The sequence below is a fragment of the Actinoplanes awajinensis subsp. mycoplanecinus genome, from assembly GCF_001509495.1.
Lineage (GTDB): Bacteria > Actinomycetota > Actinomycetes > Mycobacteriales > Micromonosporaceae > Actinoplanes > Actinoplanes palleronii.
The window spans coordinates 15,996-36,676 of record NZ_LLZH01000023.1 but is presented as its reverse complement, the minus strand read 5'-3'; the positions used below and the strand labels follow the sequence as shown (position 1 = coordinate 36,676).

Sequence of the window (20,681 nt, the reverse complement as noted above, 5' to 3'; positions counted from 1 at the left end):
GATGCTGGCGGTGCAGGCATCCGAGGACGAGGTCCGGGCAGCGTTCCCCGATGTCGACATCGCGGCCATCAACGGGCCGCGGGCGGTCGTCGTGTCCGGTCTCGAAGCCGACATTTCGCCCCTCGAAGGCCAGGGGTGGAAGACGACCCGGTTGCGGACGAGTCACGCGTTCCACTCGCGGTTGATGGACCCGATGCTCGACGAGTTCCGGGCCGTGGTGACCACGCTGACCTTCACCGGCACGGGCGAGTGGGCTGACCCGGAGTACTGGGTGCAGCACGTCCGGCAGCCGGTGCGGTTCGCTGACGCGGTCGCGGCACTGGACGGGGTCACCAGCTTCATCGAGCTCGGACCCGACGGGGTGTTGTCGGCGATGGTCGATGGCGCGGTGCCGATGCTGCGCCGCGACCGTGACGAGGTCACCACGACACTGACCGCCCTGGCCACCCTGCACGTGCACGGCGTGCCAGTCGACTGGACGCCGCTGTTCGCCGGTGTGCGCCCGGCTGAGCTGCCCACCTATGCCTTCCAGCGCGAGCGCTACTGGCTGCGGAACGCCGCCCGCCCGGCGGGCACCCTCGACGCCGGTTTCTGGACCGCCGTCGAACGCGGCGACCTCCCCGCTCTCGCCGCCGAACTCGGCGTCGACGACGACACCGTCGCCACCGTGCTGCCCGCCCTGGCCGGCTGGCGCGCCCGCGGCCAGGAACGCTCCCGGATCGCCGGCTGGCGCTACCACGAAACCTGGAAGCCGGTCACCGACCCCGGCCCGGCCCGCCTCACCGGCACCTGGCTGCTCCAAGCCTCCGACAAAACCCAGGCCACCGACGAAACCCAAGCCGCGGGCGAATCGCAGGCCGCCGCCCTGGTCGCGGCCATGACCAGCCACGGTGCGACAGTGCTGCGCCTGCCGTCCGGCACCCGCGACGACCTCGCCGCGTGGCTGCGCGCCCTCGACACACCCGTCAGCGGCATCCTCTCCGCCTGCGGTTCTCTCGACGACACCCTGGCGACCGTCCAGGCCCTAGGCGACGCCGGGATCACCGCACCGCTCTGGCTGGCCACCCGCGGCGCGGTCACCACCGGCGCCGCCGACCCGGCCACCGCGCCACGGTCCGCTGCCACCTGGGGCCTCGGCCGGGTCGCCGCCCTCGAACACCCCGACCGCTGGGGCGGCCTCGTCGACCTGCCCGAACGGCTCGACGCCCGCGCCGGCGCCCGGCTGGCCGCCGTCCTCGTCGGTCGCCTCGGCGAGGAGACCGAGATCGCCGTCCGCGGCACCGGTCTGCTCGTCCGCCGTCTCGCGCAGGCACCGGAACCGTTCGGCAGCGCCTGGGAACCCCGCGGCACCGTGCTGATCACCGGCGGCACCGGCGGCCTCGGCCGCCAGGTGGCCCGCTGGGCCGCCGCCCACGGCGCCACCCGCATCGTCCTCGTCGGCCGCGGCATCACCGGCAGGCCCGTCACCGACAAGCCCGTCAACGGCAGCGCCGCCACCGACAGCGCCGCCACCGAAAAGGCCGCCACGACCGGCGACCTGACCGACCTGCTTGCCGAACTGCCCGGCGTTGAGGTGCGCGCCTGCGACCTGACCGACCGGGACGCCGTCGCGGCGCTGGTCGGCGAGTTCGACGGGGACACCGACCTGGCGATCGTGCACGCCGCCGGCGCCCTCGACGACGGGCTGCTGACCGGCCTCGACCCGGACCGGCTCGACGCGGTTCTCGCGCCCAAGGCCGACGCCGCGTGGTGGCTGCACGAGCTCACCGCGCACCGGCCGCTCACCGCGTTCGTGCTGTTCTCCTCGACCGCCGGTGTGCTCGGCAACCCCGGGCAGGCCAACTACGCCGCCGCCAACGCGGCCCTCGACGCGCTCGCACGGCATCGCGGGGCCGCCGGGCTGCCCGCCACCTCGATCGCCTGGGGACCGTGGGCCGACGCCGGCATGATGGCCGGGCACGCGGACACGGCCGGGTTCCGCCGGGCCGGCCTGGCGCTGCTCGACCCCGCACCGGCGCTGGCCGCGCTGGCCGCCGCGGTGGGCAGCGGTGAACCGGCTGTGCTGGTCGCCGACGTGCGCTGGGACCGGCTCGCCGCCGAACTGGGCGCGGTCCGGCCGGCCACGGTGCTGGCCGACCTGCCCGGCGTGCGGGTCAGTGGGCGCGAGGTGACCGTCTCCGGGCGGCTTTCGCTCGTACAAATGACTGATTTTGATCCTGTTGAAGCGCGACGCGCGCTGCTGACCGAAATCCGCGACCACGCCGCGGCCGTGTTGGGCCATGGCTCCGCCGACGCGGTCGCACCCGGGCGGTCCTTCCAGGACCTCGGATTCGACTCGCTGACCGCGATGGAACTGCGCAACCGCCTCGCCGCCGCCACCGGACTCACCCTGCCGGCCGCGCTGGTCTTCGACTATCCGGACGCCGACCGGCTCGCCGGGTTCCTGCTCGACCGGCTCGCGCTCACCCCGCCCGTGGCCGGCCCGGCGGCACCCGGAACCACCACCGTCGCCACCGGCGACGACCCGATCGTCATCGTCGCGCTGGCCTGCCGCTTCCCCGGCGGCGCGGACACCCCCGAGGCGCTGTGGGACCTGCTCGCGACCGGCACCGACGCGATGGGCGAGTTCCCGGCCGACCGCGGCTGGGACCTCGACGCCCTCTACCACCCGGATCCCGCGCATCCCGGCACCACCTACGCGCGGGCCGGCGGTTTTGTGCCCGGCGCCGCCGAGTTCGACGCCGGCCTGTTCGGGATCTCGCCGCGTGAGGCCCTCGCGATGGACCCGCAGCAACGCCTGCTGCTCGAGACGTCGTGGGAGGCGTTCGAGCGCGCCGGCCTCGACCCGCTCGGGCTGCGCGGCGAGCAGATCGGCGTGTTCGCCGGCACCAACGGCCAGGACTACGTGGCGCTGCTCGACGAGGGGCAGGCCGACGTCGCGGGCTCGGCGGGCCACATCGGCACCGGTAACGCGGCGAGCGTGCTGTCCGGTCGGGTGTCCTACACGTTCGGCCTGGAGGGCCCGGCGGTCACGGTCGACACCGCCTGCTCGTCGTCGCTGGTCGCGCTGCACCTCGCGGCGCAGGCGCTAAGGTCCGGCGAGTGCACGATGGCCCTGGTCGGCGGGGTGACCGTGATGGCGACGCCGACCGCGTTCCTCGACTTCAGCCAGCAGCGCGGCCTGGCCGCGGACGGCCGGTGCAAGTCGTTCGCCGCCGGCGCGGACGGCACCGCCTGGGGCGAGGGCGCCGGCGTGTTCCTGATCGAGCGCCTCTCCGCGGCACGAGCAGCGGGCCGGTCCGTCCTTGCCGTGGTACGCGGTACCGCGGTCAACCAGGACGGCGCTTCCAACGGGCTGACCGCACCGAACGGTCCCGCCCAGCAGCGGGTCATCCGGGCCGCCCTCGCGGGGGCGGGCCTGACCGCGTCCGACGTGGATGCCGTGGAGGCGCACGGGACCGGCACCACACTGGGTGACCCGATCGAGGCTGAGGCGCTGCTGGCCACTTACGGTCAGGGCCGTGCCGATGGGCCGCTGTGGCTGGGGTCGGTGAAGTCGAACATCGGTCACACCCAGGCCGCCGCCGGTGCCGCGGGCATCCTGAAGATGGTCCTCGCGCTGCACCACCAGACGTTGCCGGCCACGCTGCACGCCGACGAGGCGTCGCCGCACGTGGACTGGTCGGCCGGCGCCGTTGAGCTGCTGACCGAGGCCCGGCCGTGGCCGGTGGGGGAGCGGCCGCGCCGTGCCGGGGTGTCCTCGTTCGGCATCAGCGGCACCAACGCCCACGTAATCCTGGAGGAGCCGCCGGGCTCGCCGCAGTCGCACACGGCGGCGCTCGACCTGCCGGTGGTGCCGGTGCTGGTGTCCGGTCACACGGAGGAGGCCCTCGAAGCGCAGGCTCTCTGGAGTGTCGAGGGTGACGTGCTCGCCATCGGTGCTGCTGCCGCGCGGCGTGCCGCGTTGCCGCACCGCGCCGTGATCCTCGGCGATGTCACGGTCCGGGGCGTCGCCCGGCCCGGTCGGCTGGCGTTCTTGTTCACCGGTCAGGGCGCGCAGCGGGCCGGCATTGGCCGGGGTCTCTATGACACGTTCCCGGTGTTCGCCGACGCGTTCGACCGGGTCGCGCTGCACGTGGACGCGCACCTCGACCGCCCGCTCGGCACGGTCCTCGCCGATCCCGAGCTGATCCACCGAACTGGTTACGCCCAGCCCGCCTTGTTCGCCGTCGAGGTGGCGCTTGCCGCGCTGCTGCGTTCCTGGGGAGTGACCCCCGACGTCGTCGTCGGCCACTCGATCGGTGAGATCGCGGCCGTGCACGTGTCCGGGGTGCTGTCGCTCGAGGATGCGGTCACCCTGGTCACCGCGCGGGGCCGTCTGATGCAGGCGCTTCCGGCCGGTGGCGTGATGCTCGCCGTGCAGGCGTCCGAGGACGAGGTCCGCGCGGCGTTCCCCGACGTGGATATCGCGGCGGTCAACGGGCCGCGGGCGGTCGTCGTGTCGGGCCTGGCGTCGGACATTTCGCCCATCGAGCAGCAGGGGTGGAAGTCGACCCGGCTGCGGACCAGTCACGCGTTCCACTCCCGGTTGATGGACCCGATGCTGGACGACTTCCGGGCCGTGGTGACCACGCTGACGTTCACCGGCACCGGCGAGTGGGCTGATCCGGAGTACTGGGTGCAGCACGTCCGCCAGCCGGTCCGTTTCGCGGATGCGATCGCCGCCCTCGACGGGGTCACTAGCTTCATCGAACTTGGCCCGGACGGTGTGCTGTCGGCGATGGTCGACGGCGCGGTGCCGATGCTGCGCCGCGACCGGGATGAGGTCACCACCGCGCTGACTGCCCTGGCCGCCCTGCACGTGCAGGGCGTGGAAGTGGACTGGACGCCGCTGTTCGCCGGCGTGCGCCCGGCTGACCTGCCCACCTACGCGTTCCAGCGCCAGCGCTTCTGGCCCGGCACCAGCACCAAAGCGCGCGGCGACGACGGGTTCTGGGCCGCGGTCGACGACGGCTCGCTCGCCGACCGGCTCGGCCTGCCCGCGACCGCCCTCGCCGACGTCCTCCCGGCGCTGACCTCCTGGCGCGCCCGGAGCCGGGAACGCGACGCCATCGACGGCTGGCGCTACCGCATCACCTGGAAACCCGCCACCGTCCCGGCCCGCCCGGCGCTGCCCGGCACCTGGATCCTTGTCGGCACCGACCGCTACGGCCTCGCCGCCACCCTGACCGGCCTCGGCGCCACCGTGCGAACCGGTGCCTCTGCCGACCTCGCCGCGCTCCTCGAAGGCGAGCCGGTGTCCGGCACCCCCGCCGAACTCACCGCGCTCCTTGAAGGGGGGCCGTTGTCCGGCATCATCGCGATGCCCGGCTCCGCCGCCGAAGCCCTGCCGCTCGTCCAGGCCGTGACCCGGCTGACCATCCCGGCACCGCTGTGGCTGGTGACCCGCGGCGCGGTCGCCACCGGCCGGGCGGACGCCGTTGTGGACCCGGAGACCGCCGCGGTGTGGGGCCTCGGCCGCGTCGCCGGCCTCGAACACCCGGACCGCTGGGGCGGCCTGCTCGACCTGCCGGACACCCTGGACGCCCGGGCCGTGGGCCGGCTCGCGGCCGTGCTCGGCGGCGACCTGGGCGCCGAGGACCAGATCGCACTCCGGCCGGCCGGCGTGCTCCTGCGGCGCCTCACCCACGCCCCGGCCACCACCCACGCGGCGTGGCGGCCGCGCGGCACGGTCCTGATCACCGGCGGCACCGGTGGCCTGGGCGCCGAGGTGGCTCGCTGGACCGCCGCGAACGGCGCCGAGCGCCTGATCCTGGTGTCCCGCCGCGGCGCGGCGGCCCCGGGCGCCGCCGAGCTGCTGGCCGCGCTGCAGGCCGAGCTGCCGGCTGCCGAGGCCCCGGCTGGTCACCGCGCGGCTGGTGACCGCGTGGACCGCGCGGCCGTTGAGGTGCACGCCTGTGACCTCGCCGACCGCGCTGCCGTCGAGGCGCTGCTCGCCGCGACCGGCCCGGTGCACGCGGTCGTGCACGCCGCCGGCATCGTCGAAGACGTGGCCCTGGCCGACGCCGACCCCGCGCACCTCGACCGCGTGCTGCGCGGCAAGGTCGACGGCGCGCAGCACCTCGACGACCTCGCCGGGGACGTGGACGCGTTCGTCGTGTTCTCCTCCATCGCGGCGACCTGGGGCAGCGGCCGGCAGGCGGCCTACGGTGCCGCCAACGCCGCCCTCGACGCCCTGATCCAGCGCCGCCGCGCGGCCGGCCTGCCCGGCACCTCGATCGCGTGGGGCCCCTGGGCGCGTGTGGGCATGGCCGCCGACGCCCAGGCCGCCACGGCGCTGCGCCGTCAGGGCCTGGTCGCGCTCGACCCGGCGCCGGCGATCGCCGCGCTCGCCCAGGCGGTCGGCGCCGGCGACGACCTGATCACGGTCGCCGACGTGCGGTGGGACGAGTTCCTGCCGCTGTTCACCGCCACCCGGGCCCGTCCGCTGCTGGCCGACCTGCCCGAGGCCGCGACCGCCGTACCGGCACCGGCCACCGGTTCCGCCCTCGCCGCCCGGCTCGCGCCGCTCGCACCGGCCGAGCGCCACCGCACCGTTCTGGAACTGGTCCGGGCCGAGGTGGCCGCCGCGCTGGGACACGCGTCCCCGGCGGACATCGCCCCGGACCGGGCGTTCAAGGACCTGGGCTTCGACTCGCTGACCGCGGTCGAACTGCGCAACCGGCTGCAGGCCACCACCGGGCTGACGCTGCCCGCCACCCTCGCGTTCGACCACCCGGACACCGAACGGCTCGCCGCCTTCGTCCTCGACCAGGTCGTCGGCTCCGACACCGCGCTGCCCATGACCACCACCGCGGCGGCGGTCACCGACGATCCGATCGTCATCGTCGGCATGGGCCTGCGGATGCCCGGCGGGGCCGACACCCCGCAGGCACTGTGGGACCTCGTCGCCACCGGTGCCGACGCGATCGGCGAGTTCCCGGCCGACCGGGGCTGGGACCTGGACCGGCTCTACCACCCGGACCCGGATCACCCGGGCACCTTCTACGCCCGCGAGGGCGGCTTCCTGCCCGAAGCGGGCGACTTCGACGCCGGGTTGTTCGGTATCTCGCCGCGCGAGGCCCTGTCGATGGACCCGCAGCAGCGGCTGCTGCTGGAGACGTCGTGGGAGGCGTTCGAGGCCGCCGGCGTCAACCCGCTGGGCCTGCGCGGCGAGCAGGTCGGCGTGTTCGTCGGCGCCACCTTCATGGGCTACGGCAGCGACTCCGCCGACGGCCAGGAGGGTCACCTGCTGACCGGCACCGCATCCTCGGTCATCTCGGGCCGGATCTCCTACACCTTCGGGCTGGAGGGCCCGGCCGTCACGGTCGACACCGCGTGCTCCTCGTCGCTGGTCGCCTTGCACCTGGCGACACAGGCGCTGCGCTCCGGTGAGTGCTCGATGGCCCTTGTCGGTGGTGTCACGGTGATGCCGACTGCGGACGTTTTCGTGGAGTTCTCGCGGCAGCGTGGCCTCGCGCCCGACGGGCGGTGCAAGTCGTTCGGCGCCGGTGCCGACGGCACCGGTTGGTCGGAGGGCGCGGGGATGCTGCTGGTTGAGCGTCTTTCCGCGGCGCGAGCTTCCGGGCATCAAGTTCTTGCTGTGGTACGGGGGACAGCCGTCAATCAGGACGGCGCGTCGAACGGGCTCACCGCGCCGAATGGTCCCGCGCAGCAGCGGGTGATCCGTCAGGCTCTGGCCAACGCCGGGCTGCGTGCCGCCGATGTCGACGTGGTGGAGGCGCACGGCACCGGCACCACGCTGGGTGACCCGATCGAGGCGCAGGCGCTGCTGGCCACCTACGGCCAGGACCGCATCGACGCGCCGCTCTGGCTCGGCTCGATCAAGTCGAACATCGGTCACACCCAGGCGGCGGCCGGTGTCGCCGGCATCGCGAAAATGGTCATGGCGATGCGGCACGGGCTGCTGCCCGCGACCCTGCACTCCGGCGAGCGCTCCCCGCACGTGGACTGGTCGGCGGGTGACGTCGAGCTGCTGACGGCCCCGCAGCCGTGGGCCGCGGGCGACCGGCCGCGCCGCGCCGGTGTGTCGGCGTTCGGTGTCTCCGGCACCAACGCCCACGTGATCCTGGAGGAGCCGCCGGCTTCTCCCCAGGAGAAGGCGGAAGCGCTGGCCTTGCCGGTGGTGCCGGTGCTGGTGTCCGGTCACACGTGGGAAGCCCTGCAAGCGCAAACCTCGCGAATGCCGCTCGATACCGATCCGCTGCCGGTCGGTGCGGCTGCCGCACGCCGGCCTGCGCTCACCCACCGTGCGGTGGTGCTGGCCGCTGACCCCGGCGCACTGACCGCTGGCTTGGACGCCATCACGGCGGGCACCGCGGCGCTGACCGGGACCGCCCGTCCCGGCCGGCTCGGTTTCCTGTTCACCGGCCAGGGCGCGCAGCGTCCGGGCATGGGCCGGGGTCTCTACGCGACGTTCCCGGCCTTCGCCGACGCCTACGACGCGGTCGCGGTGCACCTGGACATCGACGAGTCCGCGCTGGATGAAACGCCCTCGAAGTCGCCCTCGCGGCACTGCTGCGTTCCTGGGGTGTCGTCCCGGACGTCATGGTCGGCCACTCGATCGGTGAGATCGCGGCCGCGCACGTCGCCGGGGTGCTCTCCCTCGAGGACGCGGCGACGCTGGTGTCCGCGCGGGGCCGGTTGATGCAGGCGCTTCCGGCCGGTGGCGTGATGCTCGCCGTGCAGGCGTCCGAGGACGAGGTCCGGGCGGCGTTCCCGGATGTCGACATCGCGGCGGTCAACGGGCCACGAGCGGTCGTCGTGTCCGGCATCGAGGCGGATATTTCGCCCATCGAGCAGCAGGGATGGAAGACGACCCGGTTACGGACCAGTCACGCGTTCCACTCCCGGCTGATGGACCCGATGCTCAACGAGTTCCGGGCCGTGGTGACCACGCTGACCTTCACCGGCACCGGTGAGTGGGCTGACCCGGAGTACTGGGTGCAGCACGTCCGGCAGCCGGTGCGGTTCGCCGACGCGATCGCGGCACTCGACGGGGTGACCAGCTTCATCGAGCTGGGCCCGGACGGGGTGCTGTCGGCGATGGTCGACGGGGCGGTGCCGATGCTGCGCCGCGACCGAGACGAAGCCACGACCGCGCTGACCGCCCTGGCGACCCTGCACGTGCAAGGCGTGGAAGTGGACTGGACGCCACTGTTTGCCGGGGTCCGGCCCGCCGACCTGCCCACCTACGCGTTCCAGCGTCAGCGCTACTGGCTGCGCAGCGCTCCCACCGCCACCACCGACCCGGCCGAGGCGGGCCTCTGGGACACCGTCGACCGGGGCGACCTCACCACGTTCGCCGCCGAACTCGGCGTCGACCCCGGTTCCTCCCTCGACAGCGTGCTGCCGGCCCTCGCCTCGTGGCGCGCCCGTGGCCGGGACCGCACCCGGTCGGACCGCTGGCGCTACCGGATCACCTGGCAGGCCGCACCCGAGCCCACGCCGGCGGCACTGGCGGGCACGTGGGTGCTGGCCGGCGCCGACCCTGCCGGGCTGAACGCGGTCCTCACCGGTCACGGCGCCACCGTGCTGCGCCTGCCGTCCGGCACTCGGGACGACCTCGCCGCGCAGCTGCGTACCCTCGAAAAACCGATCGCCGGAGTCCTGGCCACCAGCGGCCCGCTCGGCGAGAGCCTGGCGCTGGTCCAGGCACTTGGCGACGCCGACATCACCGCGCCGCTCTGGCTGGTCACCCGCAGCGCGGTCGCGGTCGGCCGATCCGACGCCCACGTCCGCCCGGAGCATGCTCTGACCTGGGGCTTCGGGCGCTCCGTCGCCCTGGAACGACCGGAGTCCTGGGGCGGCCTGCTCGACCTGCCCGCCGAACTCGACCGCCGCTCGGCGCCCCGGGTCGCCGCCGTGCTGGCCGGTGCCTACGGTCCGGAGGACCAGATCGCCGTCCGCGGCAGCGGCGTCCACGTTCGCCGGCTAGTGCCGGCCCCGGCACCCCGCGGCGCCATCTGGCGCCCGCGCGGCACCGTCCTGATCGCGGGCGGCACCGGTGGCCTGGGCGCCGAGGTGGCCCGCTGGGCCGCCGCGAACGGCGCCGAGCGCCTGATCCTGGTCTCCCGCCGCGGCGCCGCGGCCCCCGGCGCCGCCGACCTGCTGACCGAGCTGCAAGCCGTGCTCCCTGCCACCGACGCACACGCCAGCGACCACGCCAACCGCGCTGCTGCCGAGGCGCGCCCGGGCGACCGCGCGGACCGCGCCGCCGTCGAGGCGCACGCCAGCGACCGCGCTGCGGTCGAGGTGCACGCCAGCGACCGCGCGGACCGGGCTGCCGTCGAGGTGCACGCCTGTGACCTGGCCGACCGCGCCGCCGTCGAGGCCCTACTGAAGGCCGTCGGATCCGTCAACGTGGTCGTGCACGCCGCCGGGGTCAGCGAGGAGGTCGCGCTCACCGACGCCGACCCCGCGCACCTCGACCGCGTCGTCCGCGGCAAGGTCGACGGCGCCCTGCACCTCGACGAGCTGGCCGGCGACGTGGACGCGTTCGTCGTGTTCTCCTCCATCGCCGGTGTCTGGGGCAGCGGCCGGCAAGCGGCCTACGGTGCCGCCAACGCCGCCCTCGACGCGCTGATCGCCCGCCGCCGGGCAGCAGGCCGGCCCGGCACCGCCGTCGCCTGGGGCCCGTGGGCCCGGGTCGGCATGGCCGCCGCCGAGGAGACGGCCGGTCAGCTGCGCCGCCACGGCCTCACCCCGCTCGACCCGGCCCGCGCCCTCGCGGTCCTGGCCGGTGCCGTCGGCGCGGGCGAGGACCAGGTGACCGTCGCGGACGTGCGCTGGGACGACTTCCTGCCACTGTTCGCCGCGAGCCGCGCCCGCCCCCTGTTCGCGCTCCTGCCGCAGGCGACCCCCGCCGCCGCGCCCGAGCCGACCTCCGGCCTGGCCGCGCGATTGGCCGGGCTCACCCCGGCCGACCGGCAGCGCACCGTCCTCGACCTGGTCCGCGCGGACGTCGCCGCCGTGCTGGGGCACGCCGGCGCCGGATCCGTCGCACCGGACCGGGCGTTCAAAGACCTCGGTTTCGACTCGCTGACCGCGGTCGAACTGCGCAACCGGCTGCGCACCACCACCGGCGTGGCGCTGCCGGCCACCCTCGCGTTCGACCACCCGAGCGCGGAGCGGCTCGCCGCCTTCGTGCTGGCCGAAGTCACCGGAGTCGCCGACGCTCCCGAGATCCACGTGCCGGCCACGGCCGCCGCGGACGACGATCCGGTTGTCATCGTCGGGATGGGCCTGCGCCTGCCCGGCGGCGTGGAGTCACCCGAGCAGTACTGGGATCTGCTGGCCGGCGGCGCCGAAGGCATCGGCGCCTTCCCCACCGACCGCGGCTGGGACCTGGACCGGCTCTACCACCCGGACCCGGACCACCCGGGCACGTTCTACGCCCAGCAGGCCGGCTTCCTCAGCGGCGCCGGCGACTTCGACGCGGGCCTGTTCGGCATCTCGCCGCGCGAGGCCACCGCGATGGACCCGCAGCAACGGCTGCTGCTGGAAACCTCATGGGAGGCGCTGGAACGTGCCGGCGTCGACCCGCGCGGGCTCGCCAGCCAGCCGGTCGGCGTCTACGTCGGCGCGGCGTTCATGGGCTACGGCACCGACTCCGCCGACGGCCTGGAAGGTCACCTGCTGACCGGCACGGCGTCCTCGGTCATCTCGGGCCGCATCTCCTACGCCTTCGGCCTGGAGGGCCCGGCGGTCACCGTCGACACGGCCTGCTCGTCGTCGCTGGTCGCGCTGCATCTGGCCGCGCAGGCGTTGCGCTCGGGGGAGTGCTCGATGGCGCTCGTCGGTGGCGTGACGGTGATGCCGACCCCGGACATCTTCGTGGAGTTCTCCCGGCAGCGCGGTCTCGCGGCTGATGGCCGGTGCAAGTCGTTCGGAGCGGGCGCCGACGGGACCGGCTGGTCCGAGGGCGCGGGCATGCTGCTGGTCGAGCGGCTGTCCACAGCCCGCGCGGCCGGGCATGAAGTCCTGGCCGTGGTCCGGGGGACCGCGGTCAACCAGGACGGAGCCTCTAATGGGCTCACGGCGCCGAACGGTCCCGCGCAGCAGCGGGTGATCCGGCAGGCTCTAGCCAATGCCGGGCTGACCACCGCTGATGTGGACGCGGTGGAGGCGCACGGCACCGGCACCACGCTGGGTGACCCGATCGAGGCGCAGGCGCTGCTGGCCACCTACGGCCAGGACCGTGCCGACGGGCCGCTGTGGCTGGGCTCGGTGAAGTCGAACATCGGTCACACCCAGGCTGCTGCGGGTGTCGCCGGCATCGCCAAAATGATCCTCGCGATGCGGCAGGAGACGCTGCCCGCGACCCTGCACGCCGCCGACCCCTCTCCGCACATCGACTGGACGACCGGGCAGGTCGAACTGCTGACCGAGGCGCAGCCGTGGGCCGCGGGTGGCCGCCCGCGCCGTGCCGGTGTCTCGGCGTTCGGCGTCTCCGGCACCAACGCGCACGTGATCTTGGAGGAGCCGCCGGCTTCGCCGCAGGCGCAGACCGAGGCGCTGATCTTGCCGGTGGTGCCGGTGTTGATCTCCGGTCACACGCCGGAGGCGCTGGAAGCGCAAGCTATCTGGACGATCGACGGTGACGTGCTCGCTATCGGCGCGGCCGCCGCACGCCGGGCCGCGTTGCCGCATCGCGCCGTGCTCCTCGGCGACACCACTATCCGGGGAATCGCCCAGCCCGGCCGCCTCGCATTCCTGTTCACCGGCCAAGGCGCCCAACGCCCCGGCATGGGCCGAGGTCTCTACGCAACGTTCCCCGCCTTCGCCGACGCCTACGACGCGGTCGCGGTACACCTCGACATCGACGAGACCGCGCCCTCGAAGTCGCCCTCGCGGCACTGCTGCGTTCCTGGGGTGTCGTCCCGGACGTCATGGTCGGCCACTCGATCGGTGAGATCGCGGCCGCGCACGTGTCCGGGGTGCTGTCCCTCGACGACGCGGCCACCCTGGTCACCGCACGGGGCCGTCTGATGCAGGCGCTCCCGGCCGGTGGCGTGATGCTCGCCGTGCAGGCCTCCGAGGACGAGATCCGGGCAGCGTTCCCGGATGTCGACGTCGCGGCGGTCAACGGGCCACGAGCGGTCGTCGTGTCCGGCATCGAGGCGGACATTTCGCCCCTCGAAGGCCACGGGTGGAAGACGACCCGGCTGCGGACCAGCCACGCGTTCCACTCGCGGTTGATGGACCCGATGCTCAACGAGTTCCGGGCCGTGGTGACCACCCTGACGTTCACCGGCACCGGTGAGTGGGCTGACCCGGAGTACTGGGTGCAGCACGTCCGGCAGCCGGTGCGGTTCGCCGACGCGGTCGCGGCGCTGGACGGGGTGACCAGCTTCATCGAGCTCGGACCCGACGGGGTGTTGTCGGCGATGGTCGATGGCGCGGTGCCGATGCTGCGCCGTGACCGTGACGAGGTCACGACCGCGCTGACCGCCCTGGCCACCCTGCACGTGCAGGGCGTGCCGGTCGACTGGACGCCGCTGTTCGCCGGGGTCCGGCCCGCCGACCTGCCCACCTACGCGTTCCAGCGCCAGCGCTACTGGCTGGAGCTGCGTCCCCCGGCCGTCGACACCGGCTTCTGGACCGCCGTCGACGACGGCTCGCTCGCCGACCGGCTCGGCCTGCCCGCCACCGCCCTCACCGACGTCCTCCCGGCCCTGACCTCCTGGCGGGACCGGAGCCGGGACCGTGACACCATCGACGGCTGGCGCTACCGGGTCACCTGGGAACCCGTCCAGGCGCGGACCACCCCGCTGACCGGCACCTGGGTCGTGGTCGGCGACACCCCGCTCGCCGCGCTGCTGGAACAGCACGGCGCAACGGTCCGTTCCGTGCCGGCCGGAACGCGCACCGAACTGGCCGCCGCCCTGCGTGCCGTTGCGCCCACCGGCATCGTCGCGGCCCCCGACTCGCTCGCCGACGCCCTCACGATCGCCCAGGCCACTGCGGACGCCGCTACCGGAGCCCGGCTCTGGCTGCTCACCCGGCACGCGGTGACGACCGGCCGCTCCGACGGCCCGCCCGACGTGCGCCAGGCCGCCATCTGGGGCCTCGGCCGCGCCGTCGCCCTGGAACTCCCGGAATCCTGGGGCGGTCTGCTCGACCTGCCCGCCGCACTCGACGCGCGGGCGGCCGGCCGGGTCGTGACCGTGCTGTCCGGCGGGCTCGGCGCCGAGGACCAGATCGCCGTACGCGAAAGTGGTGTGTTCCTGCGACGTCTCACCGCAGCGCCCGCCGCCGGTGGCACCACCTGGCACCCTCGCGGCACCGTGTTGATCGCCGGTGGCACCGGCGGTCTCGGCGCCCAGGTGGCCCGCTGGGCCGCCGCGAACGGCGCCGAACGCCTGATCCTGGTCTCCCGCCGCGGCGCCACCGCACCCGGCGCCGCCGACCTGCTGACCGACCTGCCCCTGGCCGAGGCGCACGCCTGCGACCTGGCCGACCGCGCGGCCGTCGCAGCCCTGCTGACGGCCGTCGGACCCGTCGACGCGATCGTGCACGCCGCCGGCGTCAGCGAGGACGTCGCCCTCACCGACGCGGACGCCGCACACCTGCACCGCGTCGTCGACGGCAAGGTCGACGGGGCGCTGCACCTCGACGAACTGGCCGGGGACGTGGACGCGTTCATCGTGTTCTCCTCCATCTCCGGCGTCTGGGGCAGCGCGCAGCAGACCGCCTACGGCGCCGCGAACGCCGCCCTCGACGCGCTGATCGCCCGCCGCCGCGCCGCCGGCCGGCCGGGCACCGCGGTCGCCTGGGGGCCGTGGGCCGAGGCCGGCATGGCTGCCGACGCCGCGGTCGCCGCCCAGCTGCGCCGCCGGGGCCTGACCCCGATGGCCCCCGGCCGGGCGCTCGCCGCGCTCGCCCTGGCCGTCGGCTCCGGCGACGAACAGGTCACCGTCGCCGACGTGCGCTGGGACGAGTTCCTGCCGCTGTTCACGGCGAGCCGGGCCCGGCCGTTCTTCGACCGGCTGCCCGAGGCCGCAGCCCTGACCGCCACCCCGACGACCGACACCGGCCTGGCCGGCAGCCTCGCCGCCCTGCCGGCGGCCGCCCGGCACCGTCACGTGCTGAACCTGGTCCGCGCCGAGGTCGCCACGGTCCTCGGCCACACCTCGCCGACGGCGGTCGAACCGGCCCGGGCGTTCAAGGAGCTCGGCTTCGACTCGCTGACCGCGGTCGAGCTGCGCAACCGCCTGCGCACGGCGACCGGGCTCACGCTGCCCGCGACGATGGCTTTCGACCACCCGGACACCGAGCGGCTGGCCGCCTTCGTCCTCGACCAGATCACCGGCGCCGACGCCCCGGCTGCGGCGACCATTGGCGCGACGGCGGCCGACGACGACCCGATCGTCATCGTCGGTTTGGGTGTGCGCCTGCCCGGCGGCGTCCGTACCCCGGAGCAGTACTGGGACCTGGTCGCGGACGGTCGCGACGGCATCGGTGCCTTCCCGGCCGACCGCGGCTGGGACCTCGACGCCCTCTACCACCCGGACCCCGAGCACCCCGGCACGTCCTACACCCGGCACGGCGGTTTCCTCGACAGTGCCGCCGAGTTCGACGCCGGCCTGTTCGGCATCTCCCCGCGCGAGGCCACCGCGATGGACCCGCAGCAACGCCTGCTGCTGGAGACCTCGTGGGAGGCGTTCGAGTCCGCCGCCGTCGACCCGCTCGGCCTGCGCGGCGAGCAGGTCGGCGTGTTCGTCGGCGCCTCGTTCATGGGCTACGGCGGCGGGCCCGGCGAGGCGGCAGACGGCCTCGAAGGCCACATGCTCACCGGCACGGCCTCGTCGGTGATGTCCGGCCGGATCTCCTACGCCTTCGGCCTGGAAGGCCCCGCGGTCACCATCGACACCGCGTGCTCGTCGTCACTGGTCGCGCTGCATCTCGCCGCGCAGGCGCTGCGCTCCGGTGAATGCTCGATGGCCCTCGTCGGCGGTGTCACGGTGATGCCGAACGCGGATGTGTTCGTGGAGTTCTCGCGGCAGCGCGGCTTGGCGCCCGATGGGCGCTGCAAGTCGTTCGGAGCGGGCGCCGACGGGACCGGTTGGTCGGAGGGCGCGGGGATGCTGCTGGTTGAGCGTTTTTCCGCGGCTCGCGCTTCAGGGCATCAAGTGCTTGCTGTGGTACGGGGGACAGCCGTCAACCAGGACGGCGCCTCCAACGGGCTGACCGCGCCGAACGGTCCCGCGCAGCAGCGGGTGATCCGTCAAGCCTTGGCCAACGCCGGGCTGAGCGCCGCGGATGTGGACGCGGTGGAGGCGCACGGCACGGGCACCACACTGGGTGACCCGATCGAGGCGCAGGCGTTGCTGGCCACCTATGGCCAGGACCGTGCTGATGGGCCGCTGTGGCTGGGCTCGGTGAAGTCGAACATCGGTCACACCCAGGCGGCGGCCGGTGTCGCCGGCATCGCGAAAATGGTCCTGGCCCTGCGGCACGGCCTGCTCCCGGCCACCCTGCACGCCGAGGAGATCTCGCCGCACGTCGACTGGTCCACCGGCGACGTCGAGCTGTTGACGCAGGCGCAGCCGTGGGCCGCAGGCGACCGCCCGCGTCGCGCCGGTGTGTCGGCGTTCGGTGTCTCCGGTACCAACGCCCACGTAATCCTGGAAGAGGCACCGCCCGCTCCCCGGCAGCCCGCCGCCACGCCGTTGCCGCTGATCCCGGTGCCGGTCAGCGGCAACACCGCAGCCGCCCTGCACGCCCAGGCCCGGCAGTGGGCCACCACCCCGGCCGCCGGCCTGCGGGCACTCGCCGCAGCCGCCGCGCACCGGCCCGCGCTCACCCACCGCGCGGTGGTGCTGGCCGCGGACCCCGGCGCACTCACCGCCGGCCTGGACGCCATCATGGCTGGCACCGCGCCATTTACCGGGACCGCCCGTCCTGGTCGGCTCGGTTTCCTCTTCACCGGCCAGGGCGCCCAACGCCCGGGTATGGGCCGGGGTCTCTACGCGACGTTCCCGGTGTTCGCTGACGCCTATGACGCGGTCGCGGTGCATCTGGACATCGATGAGACCGCGCTCGACGAGACCGGAAATGCCCAGCCGGCGCTGTTCGCCCTCGAGGTTGCCCTCGCCGTGCTGCTGCGGTCGTGGGGCGCCGTCCCGGACGTCCTCGTCGGGCACTCGATCGGTGAGATCGCGGCCGCGCACGTGGCCGGGGTGCTGTCCCTCGAGGACGCGGCGACGCTGGTGTCCGCCCGTGGCCGGTTGATGCAGGCGCTTCCGTCCGGTGGCGTGATGCTCGCTGTGCAGGCCACCGAGGACGAGGTCCGCGCGGCGTTCCCCGACGTCGACATCGCAGCAGTCAACGGGCCGCGAGCGGTCGTGGTGTCCGGCATCGAGGCGGACATTTCGCCCATCGAGCAGCAGGGGTGGAAGACCACCCGGCTGCGGACCAGTCACGCGTTCCACTCCCGGCTGATGGACCCGATGCTGGACGACTTCCGGGCCGTGGTGCGCGGGCTGACGTTCCACGAGCCGACGGTCGCGGTCGTCTCCAGCGTCGACCCGCACGCGCGCTGGACCGACCCGGAGTACTGGGTGCGGCAGGTCCGCGAGCCGGTGCGCTTCGCCGACGCGGTCGCGGCCCTGCCGGACGTGACCAGCTTCGTCGAGGTCGGCCCGGACGCGGTGCTCACCGCCCTCGCCGAGAACGCGGTGCCGATGCTGCGCCGCGACCGCGACGAGGTCACCACCGCGCTGACCGCGCTCGCCACCCTCTACGTCCGCGGCGTACCGGTCGACTGGACCGCGCTGCACCCCGGCGTCCGGCCGGCGCCGCTGCCGACCTACGCCTTCCAGCGGCAGCGGTTCTGGATCAACCCCGGCCGCGGTACCGGTGACCTGGGCGCCGCCGGACTGACCAACGCCGGGCACCCGCTGCTCGGCGCGGTCGTCCCGGTCGCCGACGGCTCCGGCGTGCTGCTCACCGGCCGGCTATCGCTGCGCACCCACACCTGGCTGGGTGACCACGTGGTCAACGGTGTGGTGCTGCTGCCCGGCACTGCGCTGCTGGAACTCGCCGTGCAGGCCGCCCACCGGGCCGGCTGCGACACCGTCGAGGAGCTGACCCTGCACGCGCCGCTGGTCATCCCGGTCAGCGGCGCCGTCCAGCTGCAGGTCAGGGTCGGTGAACCCGGCGAGCTGGGACGCCGCGACGTGCACATCCACTCCCGTACCGACGGCGAGCACGGCGACTGGCAGCACCGCGCCGGTGGATCCGTGCTGCCGGGCGGGGCTCCGGCCGCGGTTGCGCCGGATGCCTGGCCGCCGGCCGGGGCCGTGCCGGTGCCGCTGGACGGCTGCTACGCCGGGCTCAGCGAGCTCGGCCTCGACTACGGGCCCGCCTTCCAGGCCCTGCGCGAGGTCTGGCGGGCCGGTGACGAGCTGTTCGTCGAGGTCGCCCTCGACGACGAGCAGCAGCGCACCGCGCCGAGGTTCGCCGCCCACCCCGCGCTGGTCGACGCGGCACTGCACGCGCTGAGCCTGACCGGCGGCACCGGCGACACCTCGGCCCGGCTGCCGTTCAGCTGGTCCGATGTCACCGTGCATGCCACCGGCGCCGAGCGGCTGCGGGTGCGGCTCACCCTCGCCGGGGACGCCGTGCGGCTGGCGGCGTTCACCTCCGCCGGGGAGCCGGTGCTCACCGCCGGGTCGCTGGTGCTGCGCCCCGTGCCGTCGGCCCGGCCCGGCGCCGCCGACCTGTACGCGGTCCGGTGGACCCCGCTGCCCACACCGGCACCGGCCGGCACCGACGGCTGGACCGTGCTCGGCAGCGCCCTGCCCGAGCTGCCCACCCTGCCCGCGGGCGACACGCTGGGCGCACCCGTCGTGGTCGTGCTCGCCGGCGGCACCGCGCTCGCCGGCGGCACCGCGCTCGCCGGTGGCACTGCGCTCGCCGGTGGCACCGCTGAGCAGGCCGGCGCGGAAGTCCGCCGGATCCTCGGCATTCTGCAGCGCGCCCTGGCCACCGACTCGAGGCTCGTCGTGCTCACCCGCGACGCGATGCTGCCCCGGACGGCAACCGGCGACCTCGCCGGCGCGGCCGTCTGGGGCCTGCTGCGCAGCGCCCAGCAGGAGAACCCGGGCCGGTTCGTGCTGGCCGACCTCGACGACGACCCGGCGTCGTGGCGGCTGCTCGCCGCCGCGGCGGCCAGCGGCGAACCGCAGCTGGCGATCCGCGCCGGCACGCTGCTCGCACCCCGGCTGGCCCGCGCCGTCCCGGACGCACCCGAGACATCCGGCACCGGCAGGTTCGGCACCGGCACCGTGCTGGTCACTGGCGGCTCCGGCGCGCTAGCCGGCCGGGTCGCCCGACACCTGGTCACTTCCCACGGCGTGAGTCACCTGCTGCTGCTCAGCCGCTCCGGCGGCGGCACCGACCTCGCCGAGGAACTGCGCGCCGGCGGCACTCACGTCACGCTCGCCGCCGCCGACGTGGCCGACCGCGACGCCCTCGCCGCGGTGCTCGCCGGCATCCCGGACGCCCACCCGCTGACCGCCGTGGTGCACACCGCCGGGGTCCTGGCCGACGGTATCGCCGAGACGATGACCGCCGACCAGCTCGACCGGGTGCTGCGCCCCAAGGTGGACGGCGCCCGGCACCTGCACGAGCTCACCCGCGACCGGGACCTGGCGGCGTTCGTGCTGTTCTCCTCGGCCTCGGCGCTGTTCGGCACGCCCGGACAGGCCAACTACGCCGCGGCGAACGCGTTCCTGGACGCGCTCGCCCGGCACCGCCGCGACCTCGGGCTGCCCGGGCACGCCCTGGCGTGGGGCCCGTGGGCCGACGGCGGCATGGCCGGGGAGCTGTCCGAGAACGATCGGCAGCGGATGGCCCGCGCCGGGGTGCTGGCGTTCGACGAGCAAGACGGCCTCGCGGCGTTCGACGCGGCTTTGGCCGTACCGGCCGCCGAGGTGGTGCCGATCCGCCTGGACCTGGCCGCCGTGCAGGCCGGCGGGGACGTTCCGCCGCTGCTCGGAGCGCTGGTACGTCGTACCCCCGTGCGGGTTTTGCCATCGGCGGAGGCCGCGCCGATCGGCGGACGTCTCGCCGCGCTCACCCCCGCCGACCAGCTCGGGATGCTGCTCGACCTGGTGCACGGCCACGTCGCGACGGTGCTCGGGCACGCCGACGCGAGCGCCATCGAACCCACCCGTGGCTTCCTGGACCTGGGCTTCGACTCGCTGACCGCGGTCGAGCTGCGCAACGGCCTGACCGCGGCCACCGGGCTGCGCCTGCCCGCGACCGTCATCTTCGACTACCCGGCCCCGGCCGACCTGGCCGCGCACCTGCGCGACCAGCTGGCACCGGCCGCACCGCCGCTGCCCGCCCTGGCCGAGCTGGACCGGCTCGAGACGGCACTCGGCGCCGACGAGCTCGACCCGCAGGTCCGCGACCAGATCGCCGTGCGGCTGCGCAAGCTGCTCGCCGCGTGGCAGCCGGTCGACGCCGTCGCCGGTCAGCTCGACGAGGCCAGCGACGACGAGATGTTCGCGTTCATCGACAACGAGCTGGGCCTGTGAACCCTGGGGCCGGGTAGGGGTTGAGGGGGTTGGCGGGGGCTCCTAGCGTCCGCGGCGGTGCCGCTCGTCCGC

Annotated in this window: 3 protein-coding genes; all 3 read left to right on the top strand. The window is 74.7% G+C overall.

Annotated elements, in window-relative coordinates:
* Positions 1–10 precede the first annotated feature (10 nt).
* The 3 genes from ADL15_RS55030 to ADL15_RS57365 are packed head-to-tail and all read left to right on the top strand — an operon-like array spanning position 11 to position 20,609.
* Positions 11–8,707 (top strand): type I polyketide synthase, encoded by an 8,697-nt coding sequence (locus tag ADL15_RS55030; RefSeq protein ID WP_157441197.1) that lies wholly within the window; start codon positions 11–13, stop codon positions 8,705–8,707.
* A complete protein-coding gene (locus ADL15_RS57370; RefSeq protein WP_067685592.1) occupies positions 8,608–13,050 on the top strand; it encodes a type I polyketide synthase in 4,443 nt (1,480 codons plus the stop codon). Before ADL15_RS55030 ends, ADL15_RS57370 begins: the two co-directional genes overlap by 100 nt.
* On the top strand, positions 12,951–20,609 hold the full coding sequence (locus ADL15_RS57365; RefSeq protein ID WP_067685591.1) for a type I polyketide synthase: 7,659 nt from the start codon (positions 12,951–12,953) through the stop codon (positions 20,607–20,609). The genes ADL15_RS57370 and ADL15_RS57365 overlap by 100 nt, the downstream gene beginning before the upstream one ends.
* The last annotated feature ends 72 nt before the right edge of the window (positions 20,610–20,681 follow it).